At 64.0% G+C, this 22,148-nt stretch carries 17 protein-coding genes; 13 read left to right on the top strand and 4 right to left on the bottom strand.

Annotated elements, in window-relative coordinates:
* Nucleotides 1–38 precede the first annotated feature (38 nt).
* From ACHWRX_RS11420 to ACHWRX_RS11380, 9 genes are all read left to right on the top strand, one after another.
* Complete coding sequence (locus ACHWRX_RS11420) at nt 39–521, top strand: DUF2271 domain-containing protein (protein WP_058735218.1); 483 nt, start codon at nt 39–41, stop codon at nt 519–521.
* 45 nt (nt 522–566) lie between these two features.
* On the top strand, nt 567–1,460 hold the full coding sequence (locus tag ACHWRX_RS11415; RefSeq protein ID WP_394659306.1) for a DUF4198 domain-containing protein: 894 nt from the start codon (nt 567–569) through the stop codon (nt 1,458–1,460).
* A gap of 7 nt (nt 1,461–1,467) precedes the next feature.
* A complete protein-coding gene (locus ACHWRX_RS11410; RefSeq protein ID WP_394659305.1) occupies nt 1,468–2,448 on the top strand; it encodes an FAD:protein FMN transferase in 981 nt (326 codons plus the stop codon).
* A 134-nt stretch (nt 2,449–2,582) separates the two neighbouring features.
* Nucleotides 2,583–4,991, top strand: a complete 2,409-nt coding sequence (locus ACHWRX_RS11405; RefSeq protein ID WP_394659304.1) for a TonB-dependent receptor — start codon at nt 2,583–2,585, stop codon at nt 4,989–4,991.
* A 101-nt stretch (nt 4,992–5,092) separates the two neighbouring features.
* Entirely contained in the window at nt 5,093–5,773 is a 681-nt protein-coding gene (locus ACHWRX_RS11400; protein ID WP_394659303.1) for a Fe2+-dependent dioxygenase, read from the top strand.
* Nucleotides 5,770–6,891 (top strand): alpha-hydroxy acid oxidase, encoded by a 1,122-nt coding sequence (locus tag ACHWRX_RS11395; protein WP_394659302.1) that lies wholly within the window; start codon nt 5,770–5,772, stop codon nt 6,889–6,891. Before ACHWRX_RS11400 ends, ACHWRX_RS11395 begins: the two co-directional genes overlap by 4 nt.
* 106 nt (nt 6,892–6,997) lie before the next feature.
* Complete coding sequence (locus ACHWRX_RS11390; RefSeq protein ID WP_394659301.1) at nt 6,998–9,676, top strand: M1 family metallopeptidase; 2,679 nt, start codon at nt 6,998–7,000, stop codon at nt 9,674–9,676.
* A gap of 167 nt (nt 9,677–9,843) precedes the next feature.
* Nucleotides 9,844–12,411 (top strand): EAL domain-containing protein, encoded by a 2,568-nt coding sequence (locus tag ACHWRX_RS11385; protein WP_394659308.1) that lies wholly within the window; start codon nt 9,844–9,846, stop codon nt 12,409–12,411.
* Nucleotides 12,412–12,499: 88 nt separating this feature from the next.
* Nucleotides 12,500–12,583, top strand: a complete 84-nt coding sequence (locus ACHWRX_RS11380; RefSeq protein WP_394659307.1) for a DUF4287 domain-containing protein — start codon at nt 12,500–12,502, stop codon at nt 12,581–12,583.
* A 52-nt stretch (nt 12,584–12,635) separates the two neighbouring features.
* On the opposite strand, the gene ACHWRX_RS11375 is transcribed toward ACHWRX_RS11380, so the two are convergent.
* A complete protein-coding gene (locus ACHWRX_RS11375) occupies nt 12,636–13,829 on the bottom strand; it encodes a DUF2252 family protein (RefSeq protein ID WP_394659300.1) in 1,194 nt (397 codons plus the stop codon).
* Between the two features lie 191 nt (nt 13,830–14,020).
* Between ACHWRX_RS11375 and ACHWRX_RS11370 the strand changes: the two genes are divergently transcribed.
* Both ACHWRX_RS11370 and ACHWRX_RS11365 read left to right on the top strand, forming a co-directional pair.
* The gene (locus ACHWRX_RS11370) at nt 14,021–14,599 is read left to right on the top strand and encodes a MarR family winged helix-turn-helix transcriptional regulator (protein ID WP_394659299.1); all 579 of its coding nucleotides are present in this window, start codon (nt 14,021–14,023) and stop codon (nt 14,597–14,599) included.
* A complete protein-coding gene (locus tag ACHWRX_RS11365) occupies nt 14,596–14,841 on the top strand; it encodes a DUF3253 domain-containing protein (RefSeq protein ID WP_394659298.1) in 246 nt (81 codons plus the stop codon). Before ACHWRX_RS11370 ends, ACHWRX_RS11365 begins: the two co-directional genes overlap by 4 nt.
* Before the next feature lie 42 nt (nt 14,842–14,883).
* On the opposite strand, the gene ACHWRX_RS11360 is transcribed toward ACHWRX_RS11365, so the two are convergent.
* Nucleotides 14,884–16,209 (bottom strand): chloride channel protein, encoded by a 1,326-nt coding sequence (locus ACHWRX_RS11360; RefSeq protein ID WP_394659297.1) that lies wholly within the window; start codon nt 16,207–16,209, stop codon nt 14,884–14,886.
* A 102-nt stretch (nt 16,210–16,311) separates the two neighbouring features.
* Here ACHWRX_RS11360 and ACHWRX_RS11355 point away from each other — a divergent pair, with 102 nt between their 5' ends.
* Both ACHWRX_RS11355 and ACHWRX_RS11350 read left to right on the top strand, forming a co-directional pair.
* On the top strand, nt 16,312–17,814 hold the full coding sequence (locus tag ACHWRX_RS11355) for a DUF389 domain-containing protein (RefSeq protein ID WP_394659296.1): 1,503 nt from the start codon (nt 16,312–16,314) through the stop codon (nt 17,812–17,814).
* A gap of 924 nt (nt 17,815–18,738) precedes the next feature.
* Nucleotides 18,739–19,575 (top strand): SDR family NAD(P)-dependent oxidoreductase, encoded by an 837-nt coding sequence (locus ACHWRX_RS11350; protein WP_394659295.1) that lies wholly within the window; start codon nt 18,739–18,741, stop codon nt 19,573–19,575.
* 288 nt (nt 19,576–19,863) lie between these two features.
* Here the strand turns inward: ACHWRX_RS11350 and nhaA are convergent, their stop codons facing one another.
* Nucleotides 19,864–21,039: a Na+/H+ antiporter NhaA gene (gene nhaA / locus ACHWRX_RS11345; protein ID WP_394659294.1), complete on the bottom strand. Its 1,176-nt coding sequence runs from the start codon at nt 21,037–21,039 to the stop codon at nt 19,864–19,866.
* A gap of 271 nt (nt 21,040–21,310) precedes the next feature.
* On the bottom strand, nt 21,311–22,148 hold an 838-nt coding region (locus ACHWRX_RS11340; RefSeq protein WP_394659293.1), incomplete at its 5' end, for a peroxidase family protein.

Here is a 22,148-nt window from a genome sequence, read left to right as displayed (position 1 = left end):
TTCTTCATCCACTGACCGCGAAAGGTCCGCTCTTGCCGATGAACCTGAAAACCCTGCCCTCAATCCCGCTGCTCGCCGCGACGACGATGGCCGTCCCCGCCGCCGCCGCGACCGTCAGCGTCACCGTTCCACGCATCAATGTGGCGGAATATCACAAGCCCTACGTCGTCGGCTGGCTGGAGCCGGTGGCCGGTGGCGAGGCGAAGACGGTGTTCGTCTGGTACGACCTGAAAAAGGGCGGGCGCGAGCCGGGCACGAAGTGGCTGGCGGATTTGCGCACTTGGTGGCGCAAGGGTGGCCGTTCGCTCAAGCTGCCCGCCGACGGCGTGAGCGGCGCGACCCGCGCGCCCGGCACGTACCAGATCCCGCTGCCCAACGTGCCTGCGGGCCAGTACGTCCTTAAGGTCGAAGCCGCGCGCGAAACCGGCGGGCGCGAACTGGTCTCCGTGCCGATCACGGTGCCGCGCGGCGGCGGCGCGGCCTCGGGCAAGACCGAGCTTGGGGCGGTGTCGATTCGCTGATCGCCGCGTTCCGCACGACTTCATCACCATCAACAGGGAATCACCATGAACATCCGTTACGCCCTGATCGCTGCCGCCGCGTTTCACTCCGCGCTTTCCACTCCCGCCATGGCGCATCGCCAGTGGCTGCTGCCTTCCACCACCACGCTTGCCGGAACCAGCGAGTACGTGACGGTGGACGGCGCGGTTTCCAACGACCTGTTCTATGCCGATCACTTCCCGATCGATCCCACCCAGATCAAGGTCTGGGCCCCCGATGGCACCGAAGGCCACGTGGAGAACGCGGCCACGCTGCGGTATCGCTCCACCTTTGACGTGAAGATCGACAAGCCAGGCACCTGGGTGATTGGAATGGAGCGCACCGGGCTGATGGGCTCGTTCAAGGTGAACGGCGAAACCTGGCGCATCGGCAACCGCGGGCGCAACGGCGGCGGGGGAGCGGGCGGCAGGATGCCCGGCCCGGCGATGAACCGCCCCGCAGGCGAGGCTGCGCCCAAGTTCGTCGCCACGGCAGCGGAAATCCCCGCCAACGCGACGGACGTGAAGCTGAGCGAGACGATCGCGCGCAACTACGTTTACGTCACCGCGGATGCGCCCACCGCCGCCAGCTACCGCGTGACCGGCAAGGGCCTGGAGTTCCAGCCGATCACTCTGCCCGGCAGCCTCGTCGCCGACGAAGAAGGCCAGTTCCGCGTCCTGGTGGACGGCAAGCCCGCCGCCGGCCTGACCGTGGCGGTGGTGCCCGGCGGCAAGAAGTACCGCGAGGCTGAAGATGCGCAAGAGCTGAAGACCGGCGCGGACGGCGTACTCCACGTCAAGTGGCCGGTGCCGGCCATGTACTGGCTGAACGCAACCACCACGGACGCCAAGACGACGGAGCCCAAGGCCACCGAACGCCGTTTGAGCTTCACGACGGTGCTGGAAGTGGTCGCACCCTGAGCCCACCTTGCGCCTCGCCGTCCCGCTAGAGATCGACCCCGGCGCGCTGTCCGGGTGGAAGCCGGGTGCGCCCGTGGTCGATCTGCGGGGCGAGACGATGGGCACGACATGGCACGTGCGCCTGGCCCAGCCGCCGGGCTTGCACGTCAACTCCCTGCGCCAGGCGATCGAGCAGCGGCTTGAGGCGATCCTGGCACAGATGAGCCACTGGCGTGAGGATTCGCTCCTTGGCGGGTTCAACCGCGCCGCCGCGGGCACCTGGCTTGCGCTCCCGGCAGACTTCGCGACGGTCTGGGAGGCGGCTTTATCTGTCGGGGAAGCCAGCGGCGGCGCGTTCGATGCGGCGGCGGGGCGACTGGTCAACCTCTGGGGCTTTGGCCCTACGCCGGCAGCGCAGGCCCCGGATCACGATACGATCGGGCAATCGCTCCGACACGTCGGCGCGCACCGTCTTGCCTACGATGCCCAGACCAGGCGCCTGCGCCAGCCGGGCGGCGTCCATCTGGATTTTTCCGGCATCGCCAAGGGCTTTGCGGTCGACGCCCTGGGCGAATTGCTGACCCAGAGCAATTGCTACCATGCCTTGGTGGAGATCGGGGGCGAACTGCTCGGGCTGGGTCTGCGCCCTGACGGCGATCCGTGGTGGGTCGATTTGGAAACTCCGACCTCGGAAAGCGCACCGCTGCGGATCGCGCTGCACCAGATGGCAGTCGCCACCTCGGGCGACTACGTACGCGGACGCCACACGATCGATCCACGAACCGGCGCTGCCGTCCCGCATATGCTGAGCCTGAGCGTCTTGCACCGAAGCGCGATGATGGCTGACGCTTGGGCCACGGCTTTGACGGTGCTGCCACCATTAGAGATGCAGCGGCTCGCCACTCGCAAGCGACTTACGGTTCGCGCATTGGCCGGAGACGAGCAAGGCGTGGCGGAATGGATCAGTCCGGCGCTGGAGCGGATGATGGTCGACGCTGTGATTGACTGATCCGGTCAAAACCCTTTTTGCAATCGATTTGCAATAAAGTTCCCAATCCATCATTTTCTAGCTTGCTACTGCGACTGACTCTCAATATCGGACCTCTCACCGCATGACCTGAAACTCAAGAGGGGGGAATTCTGATGTCATCCAAGGGATCATTCACCGCGCGCCGCACGTTCCTGGCGCTATCTTGCATCGCACCGGCTTTCGCTTCGACAGCCCAGGCGCAGCAGACCGAAAGCGCCGAGCGATCGCTGGGCAGCGTCACGGTGACCGAAAGCGCCATCGTCGACGAACCGGGCCGCAAGCTGGAATCGCCCAAGCGCACTCGCACCGTTCGCGATACACCCCAGACCATCACCGTCCTGACCAACGAAGTGATCGAGCAGCAGAACCTGCTGACGCTGCGCGACGTGCTCTCGACCGTTCCCGGCGTCACCTTCGGCGCGGGCGAAGGCGGCACGGGCCCGGGCGACAACATCACCTTTCGCGGCTACAGCGCCAGCAACGACATCACAGTCGACGGTGTGCGCGACAGCGCGCAGATCACTCGCACCGACACATTCAACCTGCAGCAGATCGAAGTCACCAACGGCGCGAACTCGGTTATCTCGGGCGTCGGCTCCACCGGCGGCAACATCAACTTGGTCACCAAGCGCCCATTGGCGAATGACGCCTATGTCGCCACCGCCGGCATCGGCACCGACAACTACTATCGCGCCACGGTTGACCTCAACCGCCGCGTCAACGACCTGATCGCCTTCCGTCTCAACGCGATGTGGCATCGCAACGACGTGCCGGGCCGCGATGTGGATGATTACAAGCGCTGGGGTGTCGCGCCTTCGGTCACGATCGGTGTGGATAGCCCCACCCGTCTGACCCTGCAGTATTGGCACCAGGAGGATGATAACACGCCGCAGTATGGCGTACCCTATTATGGTGGCCGGATCGTACCCGGCGTCGATCGCAGCGACTACTTCGGCTATCGCAATGTCGACAAGCAGAAGATCAATATCGATCAGGCGACCGCGATCTTCGAGCATGAATTCAGCGACAAGGTTTCGATCCGCAACCTCGCCCGCTGGCAGGATTCGCGCCAGACCACTATCGTGGCCCCGCCGCAAGGCACGTACTGCCTGACAAATGGGTTGACCCCGCTGGGCGCCGCTTGTCCCACCAATGTCCCGCGCGGCTATTACCTGGCAAGCGGTCCACGCGGTAACACCCGTATCACTCGCAACCAGCTGATGTTCGACCAGATCGATCTGCGCGCCCTGTTCAACACCGGCGCGATCGAACACACCGTCGATCTCGGCGCGGCCGCCACCTGGGAACAGTATGATCTCGATACCGGCAACGTCCTGCGCAATCCCAATGGCAGCCCGGCCTATGCCAGCTTCCCGCTGATCAACATCGCCAATCCCGGCACGGTGGTGCCCGGCCCTGCCCCCTTCACCTATGGCAACAACGTATACAACGGACCTTTGAACTTCGTCCGGGGCAGCCATGTTCTGAGTGAACAATCGAACGTCGCCGCTTATCTTCTGGACACGATGAAGCTGGGCAAGCTGGAACTGAACGCCGCTGCCCGTATCGAGCGCAACGTCGGCACCAACGACACGATCAACTATTGCGCCACCTTCACCGGCTGCACCGTCTCCAACCGCCCGTTCCAGTTCCGGCAGATCACCACCGCCCCGCGCGGACGGGTGGCGGATACGCTGTTCTCGTACCGCGTGGGTCTGAATTACAAGCCCACCGAGGCGGTCAGCCTCTATGCGGCTTACGGCAATTCGCGGACGCCGTCGAAGAACTCGGTCAACGGATCGTGCACGGCAGACGGACTGAACCCGGACGGCTCGATCATCACCGGCACGACCTGCAACGTGAACCCCGAAAGCGCCAAGAACTACGAGATCGGCGCAAAGGCCGAACTGTTCAACGGCGGCCTGTTGCTGACCGCTGCGGCCTTCCGCAACGAGCGTGACAAGTACGCGGTCATCTCTGGCGATCCCACCGTTCCCAATCAGCAGCTGGACGGCAAGTCCCGCGTCGATGGTATCGCGCTAGGCGCATCGGGCATGATCACGCCCAACTGGTCGATCACGGCGAACTACACTTACCTGAAAGCCAAGTTGCTTCAGTCCGTGTCCGACAACTGCCTGGCGAATCCTGGCACCGGCTCCTGCACCAACACCCCCGCCAATCCCAATCCCGGCGCGGGCCAGTATCTGCCGCAGACTCCCAAGCATTCGGGCAGCCTGTTCACCACCTACCGCCTGCCGTTCGGCCTGACCGTGGGTTATGGCTTCACGTATCAGGGCAGCTTCCTGCTCACCGTCCGAACACCGACTACACCGGCGATCCGTTCGCAGGACTTCCTGATCCACCAGGCCTATCTGGCCTACGACTTCTCGCCCAACGTCTCGGCACAGCTCAACGTGAAGAACGTGGGTGACAAGCTGTACTTCACCCGCATCCGCAACAATGGCTGGGCAACGCCAGGCGAAGCGCGTGCGGCGGTGCTGACCATCACGGCGAAGATGTAAGTCCTCCTCTCCAAGGATGGACGGCCCGGCGGATGCAAGCCCTATGCATCCGCCGGGCTTTTCCTTTTGCAAGGGCGTCGCCGCGGCGGCAAGGATGGGGCATGGTCGTTGATATCCCCGAACTGTTCTCGCGCGAGGAAGTGCGCCGGATGCGTGCCTTGCTGGAGAGCGCCGCCTGGACGGACGGGCGCACCACCGCCGGTCATCGCGCCGCGCGGGTAAAGGACAACGAGCAACTGGCCGCCAGCGATCCGCTGGCGCAGAAGCTGGGCCAGCAAGTGCTGGAGCGGCTGGGCCAGACCCCGCTGTTCATCGCCGCCGCGCTGCCCGCGCGTGTCCTGCCGCCGCGCTTCTCGCGCTATGCGGGCGCGGGGCAGTACGGCGATCATGTCGACAATGCGATCTTCCCGATGCCGGGCACGGGCGAGCATCTGCGCTCCGACATCTCGGCCACGCTGTTCCTCAGCGATCCTGACGAATACGACGGCGGCGACCTAGTGATCGCGGACACGTTCGGCACGCACAGCGCCAAGCCGGCAGCGGGGCATCTGATCGTCTACCCCGGCAGCAGCCTCCACCGTGTCGCCCCGGTAACGCGGGGCGTGCGCTATGCCGCGTTTTTCTGGACGCAAAGCTTCGTGCCCTCGCCCGAGCGGCGGCGGTTGCTGTTCGATCTGGATGGCGCGATCCAGTCTTTGGCAAGCGATCATCCAGAGCATGGCTCGGTCGATACCTTCACGCAGGTCTATCACAATCTCCTGCGCCAATGGTCGCAGACGTGATCAAGCCGTCGCATGCCACCGTGCCGCCGGGCATCACCACCCTGGCGGATTATGAGGCAGCGGCGCAAGCGCATCTCCCCCCCGAAGTCTGGCGACACATCCAGGAAGGCGCTGGCGAGGAGCGGACACTGGCGCGAAACCGCGCCGCCTTCGCACGATGGGGGTTTCTACCGCGCGCCATGGCAGACTTGCGCGGCGGGAGCACGGCATTGTCGCTGTTTGGCCGCGCTCATCTTGCGCCGCTGATGCTGGCGCCCATCGCCTATCAACGCCTGGCCCATCCCGATGGCGAACTGGCAGTCACGCGCGCGGCCGCCGCGCTGGGCGCAGGCATGATCGCCAGTACCCTGTCCAGCGTCTCGTTGGAGGAAATCGCCCACACCGCCCGTGACGCGTCCCGCCAGCTTGGCCTCGCGCCTTCGCCCCTGTGGTTTCAGCTCTATCTTCAACCCGATCGTGCCGACTCCCTGGCGCTGGTTCGCCGGGCGGAGGCGGCCGGTTTCGAAGCCATCGTGCTGACGGTGGATGCGGCGATCAAGCCAGCCGGACTGTCGCTCCCCGCCGGGATCGAAGCCGCCAACCTCAAAGGCATGACGCGCCTGCGCCAGACCGCGACGGCGGGCGGCCGCATCATTTTGGGCACTGCGCTGGCCGATGCGGCGCCGCGCTGGGAAGACCTAGAATGGCTGCGCGCCACGACACGCCTGCCGGTGCTCGTAAAGGGCATGGTGCTGGACGACGACGCCCGTCGCGCGGTGGAAATGGGCGCGGATGGGTTGATCCTGTCGAACCACGGCGGCCGTGTGCTGGATGGGCTGCCCAGTCCGCTGGACGTTCTGCCTGGACTGCGCGATGCGATCGGCACGTCGCTGCCAGTGCTGATCGACAGCGGCATACGTTCCGGCGCGGACATGGCCAAGGCGATCGCGCTTGGGGCGACTGCCGTGCTTCTGGGCCGACCGCAGATGCACGCCCTTGCCGTGGCCGGGATGGCAGGTGTCGCACATACGCTGCACCTTTTGCGCACCGAACTGGAGTTGACGATGGCGCAGCTTGGCTGCCCCACCCTCGCCGATTTGACGCCCCGCAGACTCATCCGCATTCGCGAAGAATTTTGACGGGCTCCTACCGCCGCTTCAATCGTTGACTGGATTGACGAGCAAGTGCGCGCTAGATGCATTGTTACGTCGCCACGAATTTTTCCGATAGCGGAGCATTCTTTTCATGCGCTCACTACCCCGCACCTTCGCCACGATCTCCGCCATCGCCGCTCTGGCGGCCGCTTGGCCCACGTTGGCGGCCCCTGCGGCCAGCGCCGCTGCCCCGCTTGACCAGTCCATCCCCAGCGACTTGCCGCGAACGGCGCGTCCCTCGCACTATCAGATCGAAGTGACCCCTAATGCCACGGACCTGACCTTCGCCGGCAAGGCGCGGATCGACTTGCAAGTCTTCACCCAAGCTTCCTCGCTGACCGTGCATGGCAATGGCCTGAAAGTCGCTTCGGCCCAGCTGATCGCCGCAAAGGGTGGCAAGAGCCTGCCGCTCACCGTCGCCGCAGATGATGCCGCACAAACCTTGCACTTCGATTCCGCCAGCCCGATCGCGCCAGGGGCCTATCGCCTGGACATCACGTATTCCGGAACGATCGGCACGCAGCCGTCCGGCCTTTTCGCGCTGAATTACCCGGACAAGCGCACCGGCAAGGACACGCGCGCCCTCTTCACCCAGTTCGAAGCGCCCGATGCGCGCCGCTTCGTGCCCAGCTTTGACGAGCCTAGCTACAAGGCCACGTTCGATCTTTCCGCCATCGTTCCCGCCAACCTGATGGCCGTCAGCAACATGCCCGCCGCGCGCGAGGAAAAGCTGAGCGGCGGCCTGAAGCGCGTCACCTTCGCCACCACTCCGCGCATGAGTTCGTACCTGCTGTTCTTCGGCATGGGCGATTTCGAGCGCACGGCGAAGAAGGCGGCGGACGGCGTGGAAGTGGGCATCATCGCCCCTGCCGGAAGCGGCGATAAGGCCAACTATGCCCGCGACGGCCTAGCCGAAATCCTGCCTTGGTTCGATGACTACTTCGGCGTGAAGTTCCCCCTGCCCAAGCTGGATAATATCGCCGCCCCCGGCAGTTCGCAGTTCTTCGGCGCGATGGAGAACTGGGGCGCGATCATGACGTTCGAGCGTATCCTGCTGCTCGATCCCGCCACCACCAGCCCCGCCGAGATCCAGGATATCTACAGCACGCAGGCGCACGAAACGGCGCACCAGTGGTTCGGCGATCTCGTCACCATGGCATGGTGGGACGATATCTGGCTGAACGAAGGCTTCGCCAGCTGGGCGGCGGACAAGATCACCGCACATTTTCATCCTGAGTGGGACTTCCAGCTGAACGGCGTCGACGGGCGTGAAGGAGCAATGGCGCAGGACGCCCTGCCCACCACGCACCCGGTCGTCCAAAAGATCCGCACCGTCTCCGAGATGGAGCAGGCGTTTGACTCGATCACGTACGAGAAGGGCCAGGCGACGATCGCCATGCTGGAGGATTATGTCGGTGCGGACACCTGGCGCGCGGGGCTGCGCAGCTACATGGCCAAGCACGCCTATGGCAACACGGTCAGCAGCGACTTGTGGACCGCGATCGAAGGCGCGGGCGCGAAGGACGTGAACCGTATCGCGCAGGCATTCACCACCATTCCCGGCGTCCCGATGCTGCGCGTGCAGTCCGCCACCTGCAAGGCAGGGCAGACGAGCCTTGCCTTGACGCAGGACGCCTTCTCCCTCGATCCGCAAAGCCGTGGTGGCGCAAAGCCGCTCTGGCCGATGCCATTGCTGATCAGCGTGGGCGATGCTGCGCCCACACGGCACCTGATGGCGCAAAAGACCGAGACGGTGACGCTGGCGGGCTGTGGGCCGGTGCTGGTGAACAGCGGCCAGCTTGGCTATTATCGCACGCTCTACGATGCCCCTTCGCTCACCAAGCTGACGCAGACGTTCGGGTCGTTGAAGCCGATCGACCAGTATGGACTGGTGCGGGACAATCTCTCGCTCTCGATGGCGGGCTACCAGGACATGGCGGCGGGGATGAACCTGCTGTCGGCCATGCCGGCCAACGCCAGCGCCACCCTGGCAGCCGATACCGCCGCGCTTTGGCAGATGACCTACGGCCTGCTGGAAAAGGGCCCGGTGCGCGATCGCATGGGCGCGCTGATCTCTCGCACATGGTCGCCGCGCCTGCAGCAGTTGGGCTTCGAGCCGAAGGCCGGAGAGGCGCTGACCGACACCAAGCTGCGCGCGCAATTGATCGCCACCCTAGGCGTTGCCGGCGATACCGCCGTCGTCACCGAAGCGCGCCGCAAGCTGCAGGCCCTGGCCACGACCCCCGCCGCGCTCGACGGGCCGCTGAAGCGCACCTGGCTCGATGTTGCCGCTCGCAATGCCACGCGGGCCGATTGGGATCTTTTGCGCCAGCAAGCGGGCAAGGCGTCGGGCGTGGTGGAGCGCCAGCTTTATCTCAGCAGCCTGGGTCGAGCAGACGACCAGGCCTTGGCCAAGGAAACCCTCGCGCTCGCCATTTCCGGCACGCCCGACGCCACTAGCGCTTCGCAGATGATCGCCTCGGTCGGCAGCGTGCATCCCGAGCTTGCGTTCGATTTCGTGCGCGCCAACCAGGCTGCGGTGTACAAACTGGTGGAACGCGCCGGACGCCCCCGCTTCATCGCCCGGATCGTTGCCGCCAGCACCGACCCGAAGATGGAGGGCAAACTGAAGACCTTTGCCGCCACCTTGCCTGCGGACGAGGCCAAGCCGGTGGTGCAGGCGCAGACCGCGTTGCGCCAGCGCGTGGCCACGCGTCCCACGCAGCGCGCGCAGTTGGCAGCTTGGCTGGCGAAGTCCGCACGGCGTTGACGCGGGCGATAGTGCCTGAAGGAACGGGAGAAAGGACCGCATCGCCTGTAATTAAGGAGATCACCTGCCCAGGCTGAACACCTTATTAAGCCTCTCAATAGTAACGGTCAGACCATACCGGGACGCTTTGCCCCTTCGGGGGCGGGCGATGGGCCGTTTTGAGAGAGGTGACCTTCGTGCGGCAAGCCGCTCCTCCTTGCGAAAGCCAGGCCGCATCGGCGCTCGACGCGCTGCATCTGGCCGGGCTTCAGCGCGAATTTCAGGCCGCCACGTCCAATTTGAACGGGGTGAGCTGGGTCGCGTCGGCGGAGTTCATGGAAACGCTGAGCAAGTCGCAAGTCGGCGTCATTCATCGCTCGTCCAAGGGGACGGTCCTGGCGGTCAACGCCTTTTATCAGGAGCTGATCGGGCGAGAGGACGAGGACTTCGCCCATATCAACATCCAGGATCACGCCCATCCCGAGGAAGCGGAAAACATACTTCACCGGTACCGCGAAAATGCGGTGACGCGTCAATCCTATCAGATGAATCGGCGCTATGTGCGGTCTGACGGCACCGAACGCTGGGGCACGGTCCATGTGAGTTTCCTGCAGGACGGGTCCTCGATCGGTATCGTCCTGGATGAGACCATTCGCCGTCAGGCCGAGGCGGACTTGCGGGAGAGTGAGGAGCACTACCGCAATACCGTGGAATTGAGCCCACAATATGCCTGGACGACCGGCCTCGATGGCAAGATGTCGGCCATCAGCTCACGATGGCTGGAGAAGGTCGGAGCAAAACCGGGGACCTACCTGGGCGATGTCTGGCGCTCCACCGTGCATCCCGACAATCTTCCGGACATTCGCGAAGCTTGGGCCCGCGCGCAGATAGACGGCCAGCCGATCGACGTGGAATACCGGGCCAACGTCGGCGAAGGCTATCGCTGGTTCCGATCCCGCGGCGCGCCGCGACTGGACGAACAGGGCAATATCGTGCGCTGGTATGGCGCGGTCGAGGATATCGACGATCGCAAGCGCGCGGAGCAGGCCCTGCGCGAAAGCGAGGAACGCTTCCGCCTGGCCGCCCAGGCCGCCGGGATCGGCATCTGGGACTTCGATACGGTACAGAACAGGTGGGAATGGTCCGCCGAATTCAAGCAGATGCTGGGCCTGCCGAATGAGGTTCAGCCTGACCTTCGCTTGGCGATGACGCTGATCGTCGCGGAGGATCGGCCTGCCTTGTCCCATCTGATCCGGACCGTGGAGGCCAACGCCAGCGATCACCGCTTCGAAGCGTTCCTCCGCATCCACCGCGCCGATGATGACGCAATTCGCTGCCTGCAAATCAACGGCTGGCGCATTCAGGAAACCCACGGACGCGTCCAGCGCGTGCTTGTGACCCTGAGCGATGTGACCGAACAGCACAACAGCAGCGCCCGCATGCACTGGATGGCCAGTCACGATGCACTGACCGGGCTGCCCAATCGCGGGAGCCTGAACGAGGCACTGGAAGCTGCGATCGCACAGGCCCGCGAGAAGAATGAGAACCTGGCCCTGGTGATGTTCGACATTGACGGGTTCAAGGAGGCGAACGATACGATCGGCCACGACGCCGGTGATCTGCTGCTTTGCGGTTTCGCCAAGCGGCTGGAGCGGTGCATCGGCGACCGGGGATTCGTGGCGCGCTTTGGCGGCGATGAGTTCGCAGCGTTTCTGCCCCGTTGCCGCGCGGACGAACTGGTCGCCCTGTTATCACCCGCGCTGCAGGATGACGGCGGGGTCTATCATGACGGCATCGGCTTGGATTGCAACGCCACGGCCGGGGCCGCTTTCTTCCCGGACCACGGCGATACGGGCGAAGACTTGCTGAAGACGGCGGATGTGGCCCTTTATGCCGGCAAGGCTTCGCATCGGGGGATGCTGACGGTGTTCCGGCCGGATATGCGCGCGAGCATCCAGCATCGCGCCGCGATGCTGGCCACCGCCCGGCGCGTGATCAACGAAGCGCGGGTGCGCCCCTTCTATCAGCCCAAGGTATCGCTGGCGGGTGGGCACGTGGCCGGCTTCGAGGCGCTGCTGCGCTGGCAAGATGCGGATGGCGCCATCCGCGGTCCAGATAGCCTGAGCGCCGCGTTCGAGGATTTGAGCCTGGCCCCGGTCCTGGGCGAACGGATGCTGGAAGCGATCTGCCGAGATATGGCCCATTGGCTCAACCAGGGCCTGCCGTTTGGCCGCGTTGCCATCAACCTGTCACCTGCCGAATTCCGGCGGGAGGATTTGTTCGATCGCGTGATGTCGCAGCTCCATCGCCATCGGGTTCCGCCTTCGCTGCTGGAATTGGAAGTGACGGAAACGGTCTTCCTGGGGCGCGGCGCGGAAACCGTGGCGGACGTGCTTCGCAAGTTCCATGACGAGGGCCTGTCCCTGGCGCTGGACGATTTCGGTACCGGCTACGCCTCGCTGACGCACTTGCAGGCGTTCCCGGTGGACGTGATCAAGATCGACCGCAGCTTCGTCACCGACTTGTCGCACGGGTCCACCAACGCCGCGATCGTCGATGCGATCATCGGGCTGGCGGGACGGCTTGGCATGGACGTCATCGCCGAGGGGATCGAGACGCAAAGCGAAGCGGATTACCTGATCGAGCATGGATGCGGCTTTGGCCAGGGCTACCTGTTCGGCGCCGCCGTTGCGGGAGAAGCCGTCGAGCGGCGGCTGATGCAAGCCGGCACGGCGATCATCCGCGCCGCCGGCTGAGCGCGCCCCGGCCCGAGACCAGCGGAACCTAGCGCAGCATACATCGCTGCCGCCCGCCGATCGGTCTTGCGCGTCTTCACCGGAATTGGTGACCATGCTGAAAACCGAACATGGCATGGGCCATGGCCATGCCAACGCTATCGTCGCGCATACTTTGTCGGAGAAGACCTGAGGGCGGCGGATAACCGGGCGCAAAGGGTAGCGCCCAGGCTTCGTCTGGCAGGCTAGGCAGCCAGAGCGTACCGCCGACAATGCTCAAGATAGCCCGCCTCGTGCCTGCCCGCCAGGGACACGACGCTTTCCCAAAGCCAGGATGGCGCATCGATCTTGCCGCGCCGGTCTGCATCCAACATGCTGCCCCATTCCGCACGCTGCCCGATGTTGAGCTGGCGACCGTGCGCCTTGCCGATCACGAACGCCAGGTAGCGCGCGGCCTTGATCGCTTCTCCCTGGCTGAATTGCTCCACCTCCAGCTTGAGGTCTTGCGGCGCCAATTCGCGAATGAACAAGGTGCGATCGAGCATGCTGACCGGGATCATCCGGGAACCAAGATGGGGTGACAACGCACGGGCCGCGGCTGCCACCCGGTGGGCATTATCGGACGGCATGGTGACGCCGGGGTAAGCCGGCGCGACCGGTGCGACGGCTTCCTTGAGATCTACCAACGCGTAGTCCGACCTCCCCCGCGCATTCTCCAGCCCGACGATGACGGCGTAGCGAAGCAGCCCCAGCGAACTGCAACCCTTCATCCAATAGGCCGCATCCACCACGCGGACGCGCCGATCCTTGTCCTTGTGATCGAGCGAGAGGATAAGCTGGGCCACGGAGGGATCGGCGAACACTCCTTCAAGGGCATTGCGCTCTTCCTTGCTAAGCGCCCAGAATTTCTTGCCGATGGGCAGCGTCGGTTCGACGGCATCCAGCCGTTCCTTCGCCAAGTGCTTCCAGCGACGGCCCAGCGCCTGCCGCTTGACGCTGCGCACCACATCGGGCTCCACGCCAGGATTGCCGCTGGTGGGATCGGCGATCGCAGCCGCATAACCCTGCACCATTTCCTCCATCATCCGCGCCGTGATCACGCCCGGAAGGTCCGACCCCCGGGCAGCGGTGGCGAGCGAAAGGCCCAGCCGGATGAGGTCGTGCGCGGGATTGCCGATGACAGCCTGATCCAAGTCTCGAACCTGTATCTCGACACGGCCGTCTCCTGCCGCCAGCGGGCCGAGATTGCCGAGGTGTGCATCACCGCAAATCCAGATTGCCGGCCCGTCCGGCACACGAGGAGCGTGCGGCCCGGCCTGCAACCAGTCATAGAAAGTGGCGGTATTCCCCCTGACATAGGCATGAGCCGACCGCGCCATCTTCCGCGTGCGACTGGCTTCCAATATGGCTTGACGATCGGAACGGCCCGGCGTGGTCATCGATGTCATCTCCTCTGCAGCCAGAAACGTCTCATGATCGGCTTTGTAACAGTGTGTTTCCCAAAAGGGCGGTCCCGACGATGACCAAGCAGTCTTGCCGATCGCAATGCGCCGTGCCGCGGCGCTCTATTGCGACGGCCAACCCGGGCGCTTATCCGGGCCTCCCACAATTCCAGGCTTGGCGAACTGTCTTGAAGAAAGCGGATACCAGACTCAGCGCGCCGAGCGAATCCGCACCGCCTGATCTGATCGACGAGGCGGAGCGGGCGTGGACCACGGACACTTCGGCCGACAACGCCCGCATCTACGCCGTCAGCACCCGCATCCTCTATGTCGCCACCTTGATCGAGCAGAGCTTTGGCGCCCAGGCACAGTTGCACGGAATGAACACCGGAGAGATGCTGGTTCTGGATGCCCTTCACCGGCTTGGCCCGCCGTTCGAGACAACGCCTGTGCGACTGCGCAAGCAGTTCTTCATCTCCTTTGCGGGGATCGGCAAGAGGATCACCAAGCTGGCCGATCTGGGCTATATAGAGCGAACGACACACGCGCCCGGTCGCGGAAGCCAGATGGTTCGCCTGTCACCCGCCGGGCTGGCGGTTCTACGCTCAAGCGAGAACGGCCTGGACGCTGCCCACACGCGGGCCCTTGCCACGATGGATGGCACGGAAGTCGAAATGCTGGGCGGGCTGCTACGCAACTTGCAGCAGCGCATTCAGAAGGCGACCTCCGCCGCTCTTCCCTCGCCGCCGATCGGTGAGGGCGAGTGACGTCCAGCGCCTACGATACGACGCTCAGGCTCCTGTCATCCCGCGCGCCGGATGCAACTGTTTGCCCGAGCGAGGTCGCCAGAGCGATCGCGCTGGATGGCGCCTGGCGAGAGGCGATGCCGCTGGTTCATGCCGCCGTCGATCGCCTGGTGCAGGAGGGGCGCGTCCGGCTCAGTTGGAAAGGCAAGCCGCTCTCCACCCGCGCCGGCCCGTACCGCATTGGTCGCGCAAGTCGGTTTTGAAACGCGGATTGGCGTTTCAGCAGTGCCGATAAGCCCTTTCGATCAGGCCGATGATCGCATGGCGAAGGTCTTGGAAAGGCCATGGTACAGCTTTTCCCGGCAGACCAAGGTGCTGGCCCCATCCGCGAGAAACGCCGTGGCGAACATCGGCAGCATCAGGCCCCGGCTCGCAGTCGTTTCGGACAGGATGATGACGGCGGTCAACGGCGCCCGGACTACGCCCGCGAAATAGCCGACCATGCCCAAAATCACGACCGCCGATGAAGGCGAGTCGGGGAAGACGCCGCGCAGGATATTGCCGATCCCAGCTCCCACCGACAGTGACGGCGCAAAGATGCCGCCGGGCAGGCCCGCGACCGCCGTGGCGAGAGTGGATACGAACTTGGCCGGGCCGAACCACAGCGGCGCATCCACGCCGGTGATCATCGCACGGGCGGCGCCATAGCCGGTTCCCCAGGTCAGCCCGGTCAGGCAGCCCAAGCCTCCGACCACCAGGCCGCACAGAGCCGCAAACTGCACCGGTCTTGCCTTCGACCAGCGCGTGATTGCATGCGGGCCGGTCGCCAACGCCAGCATCAGGCGTGAGAACAAGCCGCCGGTCACACCGCCGACCAATCCGGCTACGGGCACCACGAACAGCGCCGATCCCAGCCCCATGTGCGCCCCTATCAGCCCGAAGTAGACGTAATCGCCTTGCACCGATTGGGCGACCATGCCGGCGATCACGATCGCCGCGATCACCAACAGCGTCACGCGCTGTTCGTATGCTGACGCCAGTTCCTCAATCGCGAAGAGCAACCCGGCGAGCGGCGTATTGAACGCCGCCGCCACCCCGGCGGCGCCGCCCGCGATCAGCACCGCCCCGCGCAATGGAACGCGCAGCACACGATGGCTGAGCCCCATCACCGCCGCGGCGATCTGCACCGTAGGCCCCTCGCGCCCGACCGAGGCTCCACCCAGCACCGCCACCAGCGTCAGCAGCGCTTTGCCGACTACCGTGCGGATCGACACCAGCGATTGCGTGGCCGCCCCGGGATCGGACTGCGCGGCGATGACTTGCGGGATACCGGATCCGCGCGCCAGCGGCACATAGCGGCGCGTGATCCAGACCAGCCCGGCGAAGATCAACGGTGTGGAGACCAGCGGCACGTATGGGTAGCGGGCCACATATCGCTCGAACAAGGCACCTGCCGCATCAGCCGCCAGCGCGAAGACTGTCGCGGCCAACCCAATGACGACCGCCCCCAAAAGGATGGCCAATCGCGTGCGGAAACGCACCGATTGTGGGCCACGGCTGCGCAGCAGGGCGCGATAGCGGCCAGCGGTCCACTTGCGGGAGCCCGATCGGGGCGATCGCTCGTCTATCATTGCGCCGCTCTATCAACCCGGGCCAAGAATGCCAGCGCGGGTCGCCATGGGCGATCAACTCCCCTACCAAGCCTTATCTCCAGCAGCAGGTGAACGCAGACGATGGTGGTTGAAGTAGCGGAAGGACGAGGGAGGTTGCGGCGGTGGTGGTCTATCTGGGTTGTCGGCGGCGTCGACCATGACGCTGTCCTGCGCCAGATCACGGAGGATTCCGGCTGGAGCGGGCGCTACGCGTTCCTGATCGTTATCTCCGCGGCGATATCCCTGCTCGGGCTGCTGATGCCATCGGTGGCGGTTCTGATCGGCGCGATGCTGCTATCGCCGTTGATGATGCCGATCATCGGCCTGGGCTTTGGCATCGCCACGGTCGACACGAGCGAGATGCGCCGCGCGGCTACGGCCCTTGTCGCCGGAGCGCTGATCGCGGTGGCGCTGTCGGTCGTATGCGTCACGCTATCGCCGATCCAGACGATCACCAGCGAGATCGCGGGCCGCACCCGCCCTACGCTGTTCGACCTGCTCGTCGCCCTGCTCTCGGCGGTTGCGGGTGCCTACGCGCTGATCCGGGGGCGTGGGGGCACGGTGGTGGGCGTGGCGATCGCCATTGCCCTGATGCCGCCGCTCGTCGTGGTCGGCTTTGGCATCGCCACGCTGAACTGGACGGTCTTTGCCGGCTCGCTGCTGCTATTCGTGACCAACGCCATCACTATTGCGTTGACGGCGGCCCTGGTGGCGCGCGTCTATGGTTTTGGCAGTCATTTGTCGCCCCAGCATACCGGGTGGCAGCTGATACTGTTTTTTGTGGGGCTGGGGTTGCTGTCGATTCCGCTTGGGGCGGCATTGCGGCAGATCGCGTTCGAAGCGGTGGCGCAGCGGCAGGTGCGTGAAACAATCAGCGCGCGCTTCTCCGATGCGTCGCGGCTGGGCCAGCTTGACATCGATTACAGCGCGCGGCCGATCCGGATACGCGCTGTGGTGTTGACGCCCCGACTGGATCCCAGCGCTGATCGCGTCCTGGCGGCAGACCTGCGGCAGCGGCTCGCGCGCCCGATCGACGTCCATGTCGATCAGCTGCGCGTCGCTCCTGAGAATACGAGCGTGGAAGCCGCGCGGATCGCGCGAGCGAACAGTACGACGGTCCGGGACAACGAACGCCAGCAAAGAGCCGTTGCCGATCTTGCGCTGATCGCGGGTGTTACGCCCCAGTCCGTGGAAGCGGATGCCGCCGCCCGGACACTGAAGGTCACGGCCTCGCCCCTGCCAGGCCTGCCGATGGCGGGCTATCGCGCCCTCGAAGACCGAGCAAACCAGGCTTTGCCGCAATGGACCGTCAACTTGGTGCCACCCGACGAAGCCACCCTGCCCGCGCTGCGCATAGCATCCGGCGTCATCGATGATGAGGCATTGCGCCTGTCCGCCTGGGCCTCCGCCCGACGTGGCCTTCCGCTCGCGGTCTCAGGCGGCACGCTGGCGCAGCGCGAAGCCGTCGCCCGCGGTATTCAGGACCGAGACGGCCAGGCAACAGTCGGCCCCGCCGCAGGACTGCTGAGCTTGGCATGGCCCGCAAATGCAAGCGCCGCTCCGCAGCAGGGGCCAGCGAACTGATGAGCCGACGGGCGGATGGCGTACGCAAACCGCCGTTCCCCTTATGGCGTATTAAGATGATAGGCGGCTGTGGCATGCGAGAGCGACTGGATCTGCAATGCGCGATGAACGCCGCCCCGTTTGGGAAACGGGCGAGGAGGGATGCGCTGGAGCACCTGAGCGAGGCGTTGAAGGCACGCTTCGTCTTCATGTCGTTCCGCCCGCACTCAAAGGCCCGTGGTTAGCCTTCAGGTCGATTTCAATCTTCCCAATCGGGTCGATGTGCCGACGTTGGACGACGACTTCCGGTACCGTAATGCCATATATCCCACGGCTGAATGTTAATACGAGCCGCCCTGTCGATGAATTCATTCCGCCGCTTATGTTTTTGCAGTCTTGCGTTCGCAACCTCGTTTCACGCGTACCTATCACACATGTGGATACCCGACAGCCTGCGCCGGTCATAATCTGATTTGCATTGTCTTCCGGTGCACCTCGTCTATCTTTCTGCAAAAGAACACTATACTAGTCCCATTAAATACAAAACTTTCTGATTTACTTGATACAAACCGTGAGCGTCACTGATAAGCGCGTGCGAGGAGAGGCAATTGAAACGTCAAGAGCTCGCGAGGAAGACCTCTCCGGGCCATGTTCGGTCCACGCTTATTCATCACTTCGATAGTGCTTCTTTTTCATCGCTAGATGACGATGCTCATCTGAACTTGGCACGGTATGTCAAAGACGATGTGCCGCCGGCTTCGACCTGTATTCCAAGGCGGAAGATCCGTCCTCGGCGCGCCTCAGATCGATCCGAAATTGACCGGTTCGCGACCACGGCCATTGCCGGCAACTACATTAAGGCCGGAAGGCATGTACGGCCTAAAGAATGTACGCCTCGTCATCGGCCACGCCATCGCCGAGATTTATCTACAATAGGAGAGGTTTATGAGTACCCGCGGCGGAGAATTGAGCGGCAAGGTCGCAATTGTCACCGGTGCTGCCAATCCCGGTAATATTGGGTCGGAGACGGCAGAGATCATGGCTCGTGAAGGAGCCAGCGTTGTATTGGCCGATGTCGCCGAGGATATATTGCTCGAAACGACGCAAGCCCTGGCCGACAAGGGTTACAACGTGTCCGCTTGCGTGACCGACGTATCCAGCGAAGACGCCATCAGGAACCTCATCGCCTTTACCGTCGAGAGGTTTGGCAGGCTCGACGTTATCGACAACAATGCGGCGCGGACAGCCGTCGGTGCTGACTTACTGGTCACGGACATGGACGCAGACCTGTGGGACCAAACCTTCGCCGTCAACGCGCGGGGTATCATGCTGATGTGCAAACACGGCATCCCGGAAATGATTAAGAGCGGCGGGGGCGGCTCGATCATCAACATCAGTTCCGGCACCGCGACCGGCGGAAGTTTCTACACGACGGCCTACGCCAGTTCAAAAGGTGCTGTGGAAGTCCTCACCAAGTATATCGCGACCCAATACGGCCCCCAGAAGATCCGGTGTAACGCCGTTGCCCCAGGCCCAATCCTCACATCCTCCTTGCAGCGTGGATTGCCACATGACTTACGGGAAATCTATCGCCGTCACACCGTGCTTGGCGAATTCGGCAAGCCGTCTGAGATCGGAGAAGTTGTTGCTTTCCTCGCCTCGGATCGGGCAAGCTACGTAACCGGACAGACCATCCAGGTCGACGGCGGAAGCGCATCGCACTTGTCCTCGTCCGTCGAACTTGCAGAGTTGATGGCCCGTGGGAATATGCCGACGGTTTGATACCTGGGCTCGGCGAACTGTCATCGGCAAAACGTAGTCTGCATCCTTACCCGATGCAGGCTGCCTTTTGAGGATGGAAACTAGGCTGCGGATGGCAAAGGGGCCGGTAGTCATCTTCTAACCAGCGTCGACGTTGTCTTTCGGAGACACCGCCGTTGTTTCCTATGCTCTGGTCTAGCGGTGGCGCAGAACCGGCTCTTCACCTGACAAGCGAGATACCCCCCATCGGCACAGGGGCATCACGGAGTTCCATCAATCAAACAAACTCCACTGTCCAAATCTCACAGATCAGACGGCGCAGGTGTCTCGTTTTGCTTGGTGCAGGATTGCGCAGCCGAGGAGCCCCGCCAGCAGCGAACCCACCAGTACGCCGATCTTGGCTTCCGCCTGCAGCAGCGGGCTGCCCGGAAACGCGAGCAGCGTGATGAAGATGCTCATGGTGAAGCCAATACCGCATAGGCATGCCACCCCGAACATCTGCAGCCGGCCCGCGTGTGCGGGCATGTCCGCCAGGCCCAGGCGCACCGCAATGGTGGTGAAGCCGAAGACACCCACGATCTTGCCGATCAGCAGCCCGGCGCCAACGCCGAGCGTAACCGGGGCGATGAGGGCGCCGGGCGGCAATCCAAGAACCGGCACCGCCGCGTTCGCCAGACCGAAGATCGGCACCACCAGGAAAGCGACGGGCAGGTGCAGCAGATGCTCCAGCTTGTGAAGCGGGCTGATGCTGTCACAGTCGGACCGGCTGGGCGTGCGGTCCATCGGAATGGTGAAGGCCAGCATCACGCCGGCTAGCGTCGCATGAATGCCTGAGCGAAGCACGAGTACCCAGAGGACCAACCCTATCAGCATGTACGGCTCAAGGCGCCGCACGCCGAACCGGTTGAGGCCGATCAGGACGACCAATGCGGCCACAGCACCGGCGAGGTCGGGCAGCGACAAGCCAGTCGTATAGAAGAGCGCGATCACCACCACCGCGCCCAGATCATCGATGATCGCCAGTGCCGCCAGAAAGATGCGTAGCGATGCGGGCACCCGGTTGCCGAGCAAAGCGATGACGCCGAGGGCAAAGGCGATGTCTGTCGCTGCCGGGATCGCCCATCCCGCTGCGGTCGGCCCGCGATTGAATGCCAGGTAGATCAGCGCCGGAACGATCATTCCGCCTGTCGCGGCAATCCCGGGAAGAATGCGCCGCGGCCATGTCGAAAGCTGGCCGTCCAACACCTCGCGCTTGATCTCCAGTCCGACCAGCAGGAAGAACAGCGCCATCAGGCCGTCGTTTATCCAGTGTTCCAGCGAAAGCGGGCCGAGATCAGTATGCAGCATCTTGGCATAGCCGGGGCCGATCGGCGAATTCGCTATGCCGAGCGCCACGACCGCAGCGGCCATCAACACCAGCCCCGCCGATGACTGGGCGTGGAGGAAACGACGGATCGCACTAGGGCGGGAATGGGTGTGATTCATGATTTCGGCTTTCGGACACAGGCATACATCGCTAGCGGCCCGACCAGCGTGAAAACCTGCCTGTCCCGACATACCGGAGACAAACACCCTAAGCAGCTATTGCATTTGTATCCCGACAGGGCAACTCGATGCGGTGCCGGGGTCTTGTTCGAGCCATGGCCCCCAATCCACCCCTCCATCTCCCGCAATCGGCATCGGCTTGGCATCGCGTATATCTGTCTCTCAGCGCAAATGGCTCGGCGACTTTTCCGCGATGCCAATCCTGAAGCGGTCAGTCAGACCGTCCTTCCCGTTTCTGATCGAAACGATCCGCCATCATGACCTTCGTCCAGGCAGCCACAAAGTCCCGGACGAGCTTGCGATGGCCGTCATGCGATGCATAGACCTCCGCGATCGCCCTGAGCTGCGAGTTTGCGCCGAAGATCAGGTCGTTGCGGGTCGCGCTGAACCGCGTCTCGCCACCATCGCGCGTCGTGAGGTGGAAGCGATGGCCGCGCTTGTCGGCCTTCTTCCATTCGTAATCCATGCTGGTGAGGACGGTGAAGAAGTCATTGGTCAGCGTGCCGACACGATCGGTGAAGATGCCATCGCTCGAGCCATCCCAGTTGCTGCCTAGCACCCGGAGGCCACCAGTCAGCGCCACCCACTCGGGAGCGGACAGGCCCAGCAGCGCGGCGCGATCGAGGAACACCTGCTCGGGAGAAAGTCGTCCGTCCACGATCTCTTCGAATTGATCATCGACGAAGTTGCGGAACCCATCGACGACCGGGCGGAGCCACTCGAAGCTATCTGCGTCAGTGCGATCGTCGGTGGTATCCATGCGTCCGGGGAGAAACGGGACCGCCACGGCCTCACCGGCGTCGGCCGCCGCCCGCTCAACCGCGACGCAACCCCCAAGCACGATCATGTCCGCAAGCGACACGCGCTTGCCGCCGGTAGCAGAGCCATTGAAATGCGCCATAACCGCACGCAGCCGCTCGACGACCGGTATTGCCCGGCGATTGATCGCCCAGTCCTTTTGCGGTGCCAACGCGATGCGCGCGCCATTCGCTCCCCCGCGCTTGTCCGTGACGCGGAAGGTGGAGGCTGACGAAAAGGCTGCAAAAGCC

The organism is uncultured Novosphingobium sp. (genome assembly GCF_964277725.1).
Taxonomy (GTDB): Bacteria; Pseudomonadota; Alphaproteobacteria; order Sphingomonadales; family Sphingomonadaceae; genus Novosphingobium; species Novosphingobium fluoreni.
The sequence above is the reverse complement of the archived record's forward strand: the minus strand, read 5'-3'. Positions and strand labels throughout refer to the sequence as shown.